This is a genomic window from Dietzia cercidiphylli (genome assembly GCF_014145145.1).
GTDB lineage: Bacteria > Actinomycetota > Actinomycetes > Mycobacteriales > Mycobacteriaceae > Dietzia > Dietzia natronolimnaea.
This window is the reverse complement of the sequence record NZ_JAALEA010000475.1, coordinates 1-6,165: the sequence shown is the minus strand read 5'-3', so window position 1 is coordinate 6,165 and position 6,165 is coordinate 1. Positions and strand designations below refer to the sequence as shown.

At 71.0% G+C, this 6,165-nt stretch carries 8 protein-coding genes; 3 read left to right on the top strand and 5 right to left on the bottom strand.

Annotation, left to right across the window (positions count from 1 at the left end; genetic code table 11):
• Positions 1-441, top strand: a 441-nt coding sequence (locus G6028_RS15835; RefSeq protein ID WP_182659445.1) for a DUF1906 domain-containing protein, incomplete at its 5' end; no start/stop codon positions are given.
• Positions 442-530: 89 nt separating this feature from the next.
• Here the strand turns inward: G6028_RS15835 and G6028_RS15830 are convergent.
• Positions 531-854 carry a putative quinol monooxygenase gene (locus tag G6028_RS15830; RefSeq protein WP_179523706.1) on the bottom strand — a complete coding sequence of 108 codons (324 nt, stop codon included), beginning with the start codon at positions 852-854 and terminating at the stop codon, positions 531-533.
• Between the two features lie 136 nt (positions 855-990).
• Here G6028_RS15830 and G6028_RS15825 point away from each other — a divergent pair, with 136 nt between their 5' ends.
• Positions 991-1,833 carry a serine acetyltransferase domain-containing protein gene (locus G6028_RS15825; protein ID WP_182659444.1) on the top strand — a complete coding sequence of 281 codons (843 nt, stop codon included), beginning with the start codon at positions 991-993 and terminating at the stop codon, positions 1,831-1,833.
• A gap of 47 nt (positions 1,834-1,880) precedes the next feature.
• A complete protein-coding gene (locus G6028_RS15820; RefSeq protein ID WP_182659443.1) occupies positions 1,881-2,573 on the top strand; it encodes a response regulator transcription factor in 693 nt (230 codons plus the stop codon).
• Between the two features lie 78 nt (positions 2,574-2,651).
• On the opposite strand, the gene G6028_RS15815 is transcribed toward G6028_RS15820, so the two are convergent.
• The 4 genes from G6028_RS15815 to G6028_RS15800 all read right to left on the bottom strand — a co-directional run.
• The gene (locus tag G6028_RS15815) at positions 2,652-3,902 is read right to left on the bottom strand and encodes an ABC transporter permease (protein WP_182653865.1); all 1,251 of its coding nucleotides are present in this window, start codon (positions 3,900-3,902) and stop codon (positions 2,652-2,654) included.
• Entirely contained in the window at positions 3,899-4,780 is an 882-nt protein-coding gene (locus G6028_RS15810) for an ABC transporter ATP-binding protein (RefSeq protein WP_182659442.1), read from the bottom strand. Before G6028_RS15810 ends, G6028_RS15815 begins: the two co-directional genes overlap by 4 nt.
• 152 nt (positions 4,781-4,932) lie before the next feature.
• Positions 4,933-5,667 carry a response regulator gene (locus G6028_RS15805; protein ID WP_182659441.1) on the bottom strand — a complete coding sequence of 245 codons (735 nt, stop codon included), beginning with the start codon at positions 5,665-5,667 and terminating at the stop codon, positions 4,933-4,935.
• A partial coding sequence (locus G6028_RS15800) for a sensor histidine kinase (protein WP_338404255.1) occupies positions 5,664-6,165 on the bottom strand: 502 nt, incomplete at its 5' end. The genes G6028_RS15805 and G6028_RS15800, both read right to left, overlap by 4 nt.

Sequence of the window (6,165 nt, the reverse complement as noted above, 5' to 3'; positions counted from 1 at the left end):
GGCGCGGCGGGTGGCGACCACCACTCCAGGATCGGTATCGGCATCCACTTCGCCGCCGGCGGTCCCCGCGGGGTCCCGTTGTACGCCGCGATCGACGACAACCCCACCCGCTGGGAGTTCGACAACCTGATCGCCCCGTACCTCGAGCGCTTCCGCCACCACCTGCACGGCGCGGGGATGAAGCTGGGCGTGTACGCCAACGCGCCGACCATCGACTGGTGCCGTCAGCGGGGTCTGGGTCAGTACTTCTGGCAGCACGACTGGGGCTCCGGTGGGCGTCTCAACCCGAGCGCCACCATCCACCAGCTCCCGATCCGCCAGCAGGTGACGGTGGGCGGTGTGGTCTCCGACCTCAACCGCGTCTACGCGCTCGACTACGGCCAGTGGTGGCCGACCGACCCGGCCGCGCTCGTGGGCGCCGCGCTGGGCAGCGTGGGCTGAGTCGGGTCGCCTCGTACGCCGGGGGCGGCGGGGCGCGGCCGGTGAACGGCGGTCGCGGCCGGTGACCGGCGGGTCGAGGCCCGGTCGGGCTAGTCGACGGTGATCTCGCCCATCGTTCCCCACTCCTCGCCGTCGACCGTGGTGTTGATGATCCGCGGGGTGCGCTGGAGGTACTGCGCGGCGGAGCCGGTGAACTCCCTGAAGTGGGCCGACCCGACGTGCTCGGCTGGCGCGTCCCCGTCGCGGAACGCCTCGCAGAGCAGGAACGTGGTCTCCGCGTCGGACGAGCGGTACCAGTCGAACCACAGGTTGCCGGGCTCCGCCCTGGTGGCCTCGGTGAAGTCGCGGGTGATCTCGAGCCATGAGTCCGCGAACTCGGGCTTGACGTCGAATCTCACGTTGATGAGCATCATGGCCCCATCCTGCCCGGGCCGGCGCGACCTCGTCGAGTGCTGCGCCCCCGCACCCGATCCCCCCGCACCCGCTGCCCCCGCACCCGATACCGAGGTGACTCGACCCGGAAAGCAGAACGGGCCTACCCTGTACCGGGTGACCATCGAGCTGAGCATCGAGAACCCCTGCGTCCCGCAGACGGAGGCCGACTCCTCCGTCCGCGCGGTCTGGGACCGACTGTCCGTGGACGCCACGCAGAGTCGCGACGAACCCCTCATCGCCGGTCTGGTCCTGGATCTCGTCGACGGATGCGACGACCTGGGAGAATCCCTCGCGAGGCTCGCCGCCTCCCGCATCGCGACCCCCGAGATCGGCCGGCACGTCCTGGAGAAGGAGATCCGGGCGATCCTGGTCGAGCAGCCGCACGTCCTGGAGGCGGTCGCGGCCGACCTCGTGGTGAGCTTCGAGCGTAACCCGGCCTATCCCAACTACCTGGTTCCCTACCTGTTCGCCAAGGGCTTTCTGGGGCTCCAGATCCATCGCGTCGCGCACGAGATGTGGAACTCGGGACGGGTGATGGCGGCCTCGTTCCTCCAGAGTCGGGTGTCCGAGGTCTTCGCGATGGACATCCACCCGGCCGCGCGCGTGGGCTCCGGGATCCTGGTGGACCACGCCACCGGCATCGTGGTGGGCGAGACCTGCGTGATCGGGGACGGCGTCTCGATCCTGCAGGGCGTCACCCTCGGTGGGACGGGGAACGAGGACGGCGACCGCCACCCCAAGATCGGCTCGGGGGTGCTGCTGTCCGCCGGATCCATCGTGTTGGGCAACGTGCACGTGGGCGACTGCTCGCGGGTGGCCGCGGGTTCAGTGGTGCTCCACCAGGTTCCGCCGCACACGACCGTCGCCGGGGTGCCGGCCAGGGTGGTCCGGCATCACGCCGACTCGCTGGTCCCCGCGGAACAGATGGACCAGGAGATCGACCCGGGCGCCGAGTAGGCGTCGCGGGCCACGCGGTCGAACGAGACACGGCGGAGGGGCACTGTATGCGGGTACTCGTGGTCGACGACGAACCGGCGCTGCTCGAGAGCGTGCGCAGAGGGCTCGTCGCCGGTGGATGGGCCGTGGAAACGGCCCCCGACGGGGAGATCGGTCTCGAGATGGCCGCCGACGGGGACTTCGACGTGGTGGTCCTGGACATCATGATGCCGCGTCGCAGCGGCTACGAGGTGGTGCGCGAGATGCGCCGCCGCGAGATCTGGACCCCCGTGCTCATGCTCACCGCCAAGGACGGGGAGTACGACGAGGCGGACGCGTTCGACTTGGGCGCCGACGACTACCTGGTCAAGCCGTTCTCGTTCGTCGTCCTCGAAGCCAGGCTCAGGGCCTTGGTCCGGCGCGGAGCGCCCGAGCGTCCCGTCTCGTTCGTCGCCGGGGACCTCGAGGTCGATCCCGCCGCGCGGGAGGTGCGGCGGGGCCCGGAGCGGATCCCGGTGACGGCGCGGGAGTACGCCGTGCTGGAGTACCTGATCAGGAACCGGAACCAGGTGGTCTCCAAGCCCCAGATCCTGCGGGCGGTCTGGGATGCCGCGTACGACGGGGACGACAACATCGTCGAGGTCTACGTGGGCTACCTGCGTCGCAAGATCGACACCCCCTTCGGTGCACGGGCGATCGAGACCGTGCGAGGACAGGGCTACCGACTGGTCGACAGCGAGATGGCGGGGGCCGGGGGCTGACGCCCCGACACCCCGCCGCTCTGGCTCCGACTCTCTCGTCCTGTCCGCGTCACCGGACCCGCGGGTGATCCACTCCGCTCACTCGGTCAGCGAGAGCGCCTGACGGTAGGTGAGCTTGCCGCCCGTCTGCATGATCGACCGTCGGTAGACCCGTTCCGCGACCACCATCACGGCCCCCGCGACGACCAGGGTGATCACCGCCGCGATGACCGGCTCCCACCACTCGGCCGTGCCCTCGACCAGGCGGATCGGCATCGTCACCGTGGACATGATCGGCACGTACGAGCCGATCACCTGCCAGGTGCCCTGGAGGAACAGTCCCGCGAAGGACGCGATCATGATCAGCGTGAGCAGGGGGGACGAGGTGGACTGGACATCCTCCGCCCGCGTGGCCAAGGCGCCGGCCACGGCGAACAGGCACGCCAGTGCGACGAAACCGATGACGAAGAGCACCAGGTACCAGCCCGCAGCGCCGGCCACCGAGGGCAGGAGCGCGGAGTACTCGGTGAACGTCAGGCCGATCAGTCCGATGGCCACGAAGATCGCCATCTGGCCCAACGCGAGCACCGTGGCGCCGACGACCTTCCCGACGAGGAGTTGGCGCAACGGGATGGCGGCGGCGAGGATCTCGACGATCCGCGACTGCTTCTCCTCGACGACGCTGTTGGCGATGGCGTACCCGAAGAGGATCGCCGCCATGTAGAACAGGAAGACGAAGACGAACCCGGCGATCAGCTGGACGCCCTCGTTGGCCGCCCCGTCAGGATCGAGCAGGCGCTCCTGCACGACGGAACCGGCGGTGAGCTCCTCGACGGAGACGTCCGCGGTGGCGGCATTGCGCTCGAGAGCGTCGGCCGCGACCACGGAACCCACCGCGGCGGCGATGTCGGAGTCGACCCCGTCCGACCCGACGAGCGTCCACGCGCCCGGGTCACCGAGCAGAGCGGCGTCGGCGTCTCCCTCCCGCACCGCACGTTCGGCGGCGTCGGGGTCGGCGACCTCGACGACGGACAGCTCGATCGTGGAACCGGCCACCGGCTGCGAGTCGGACCCGGCACCCTCGTCGGCGCCTCCGCCGTTCGCGGCGGACCCGGCACCGGCGGCCTGCACGATGGCCGCGGCGTCGTTCGAGGCGACGGCCACGGTCTTCTCGCCGTCGCGCCCGCCGAGGAGGAACGACAGGCCGAAGGCGACGACGAAGATCGCGATCGTGGTGAGGGTGGAGATGATGAAGTTGCGGTCGCGGAGCTTGACCATGATCTCGCGACCGGCGACGATGCGCCACGCGGAATCGGTCGCCGGCGGCCGGGTTGGGGTCGTGGTGGTCATGACGTCACCTCGCGGTAGATCTCGGACAGGGTCGGGACGACTTCGGCGAGTTCGCGGACGCTGCCGCGCGCCATCGCCTCACGGAGGACCAGATCGGTCACCTCGGGGCGGTCGAAGTCCATCAGGGCGGTGGGGCCGTCGACGTCGACGACGTGGACCCCCGGCAGCCCCCGGACCCACCCGGCGTCGGTGCCGACGACGAGGCGGTGCAGGACGCGCCCCCGTCGGCGGAGGTCGTCCACCGTCCCGCGGGCGACGACCCGCCCGCGCGCCAGGACGACGAGGTGGTCGCAGAGCCGTTCCACCAGGTCGAGCTGATGCGAGGAGAACAGCACGGGCACACCCTGGCTGGTGTACTCGCGCAGCAGGTCGACCATCGAGTCGACGGCGACCGGGTCGAGACCCGAGAAGGGTTCGTCGAGGACGAGCAGTTCCGGTCCGCCGATGACCGCCGCGACGATCTGGACGCGCTGCTGATTGCCCAGTGACAGCGATTCGAGCTTGTCCGCCGTGCGGTCGCCGAGCCCGAACCGCCCGAGCAGCTCGGTCGCCGAGCGTCGTGCCCCCTCCGGACTGCGCCCCTGGAGTCTGCCGAGGTAGACGAGTTGGTCGAGGATCGGCTGCTTGGGATACAGCCCGCGTTCCTCGGGCATGTACCCGAAGGTGCGACGATCCGCGACGGTCACCTCCCGGCCACGCCATGTGACCGTGCCGGCGGAGGGCTGCAGCACGCCCATGATCATCCGCATGGTGGTGGTCTTCCCGGCGCCGTTGCCGCCGACGAAGCCGGTCATCGCCCCTCGCGGGACCTCGAATCCGACATCGTCCACGGCGAGGGTCTCCCCGAAGCGTCGGGTGAGCCCGTCGAGTTCCAGCATGGTGTCCTCCCTGGTGTCCTGTACCGGGTCCACGCTATGGCCGACGGGTGGCCCGGCGGATCAGCCGGGAGGATGACATCTCCGGGGTCGGTCGGGCGGGACTCCCCCTCAGGGGGGAGACGGTCGGCGGACGGCCGCCGGGGGCGTCGCGGTCACTCGCCGGGCTGGACGAGACCGGCCTCGTAGGCCAGGACGACCGCCTGGACGCGGTCGCGGAGGTGGAGTTTGGACAGGCACGCCGACACGTGGGTCTTGACCGTGGCCTCGCCCACGACCAGCTTCTGCGCGATCTCCGCGTTGGACAGCCCCCGCGCGACCAGACGCAGGACCTCGGTCTCCCGGGCCGTGAGCAGGTCCAGGGAGGGCGGACGAGATCCTGCGCCGGCGGGGGACGGGGCGCGGCCATCCGACGGGACAGGAGTGGTCAGCCTCTCGATGACCCGACGCGTGACCTCGGGCGCGAGCAGCGCGTGACCGTGGCCCACGGCCCGGACCCCGTCGACCAGGTCCTCCGGGTCGGAGTTCTTGAGCAGGAATCCGCTCGCCCCGGCCCGCAGCGCGTCGAACAGGTAGTCGTCCCGGTCGAAGGTGGTGAGGATCAGGACCTTGGACAGGGCCTCTGCGGTGATGAGCCGCGTCGCCTCGATGCCGTCGGTGCCGGGCATCTGCACGTCCATCAACACCACGTCGGGGCGTAGCCGCCGGCACATCTCGACCGCCTCCGCGCCGTCGGCGGCGTCGCCGATCACCTCGAGGTCCGGTTCCACGCCGAGCATCATCGAGAATCCGGAGCGCATGAGCGCCTGGTCGTCCACCACGAGGATCCGCAGGACCGCGGTGGAGTCCTCGCCCACCGCGGAGTCGGGTCCCGCCCCGGTGTCGCTCATTCCCGGTCGGCGTCCACGTCGGGGCGGTAGGGCAGACGCACCCGCACCCGGTAGCCGCCGGTCACCCGGGGGCCGATCTCGCACTCGCCGCCGTGGGAGCGCACCCGTTCGCGCATGCCCAGCAGTCCCAGTCCGCTCCCCGAGGTCCCCGCCCGGGGGCGTCCGGCGTCGGTGATCTCGACCTCCGCGTACGGGTTCCCGCCCGGGTTCTCGCCGGTGCGCAGGACCACTCCCGCGCGGTCGGCGGTGGAGTGTCGCCGGACGTTGGCCAGTGCCTCCTGCGCGGTGCGGTACAGGGACAGACCGACGATCGGCGGGACCTCTTCGAGCGGGTGGCCCGTGCCGGTGACCACCGAGACGCTGGTGGAGAAGTCGGCTGAGTCGTGGGAGGCGGCCAGCCGCTCGATGTCGGTGACCCCGTGCCCCGCGGAGCGGGAGGGATCGCCGGTGGAGGCCGGGTCGCCGGCGGGGGCCGGGTCGCCGGCGGAGGCCGTGGCG

Excerpts from the sequence above, each read along its gene's own strand:
- G6028_RS15830 (WP_179523706.1), bottom strand. The coding sequence starts at position 854 with ATGATGCTCATCAACGTGAGATTCGACGTCAAGCCCGAGTTCGCGGAC.
- G6028_RS15820 (WP_182659443.1), top strand. The coding sequence starts at position 1,881 with ATGCGGGTACTCGTGGTCGACGACGAACCGGCGCTGCTCGAGAGCGTG.
- G6028_RS15815 (WP_182653865.1), bottom strand. The coding sequence starts at position 3,902 with ATGACCACCACGACCCCAACCCGGCCGCCGGCGACCGATTCCGCGTGG.
- G6028_RS15810 (WP_182659442.1), bottom strand. The coding sequence starts at position 4,780 with ATGCTGGAACTCGACGGGCTCACCCGACGCTTCGGGGAGACCCTCGCC.
- G6028_RS15805 (WP_182659441.1), bottom strand. The coding sequence starts at position 5,667 with ATGAGCGACACCGGGGCGGGACCCGACTCCGCGGTGGGCGAGGACTCC.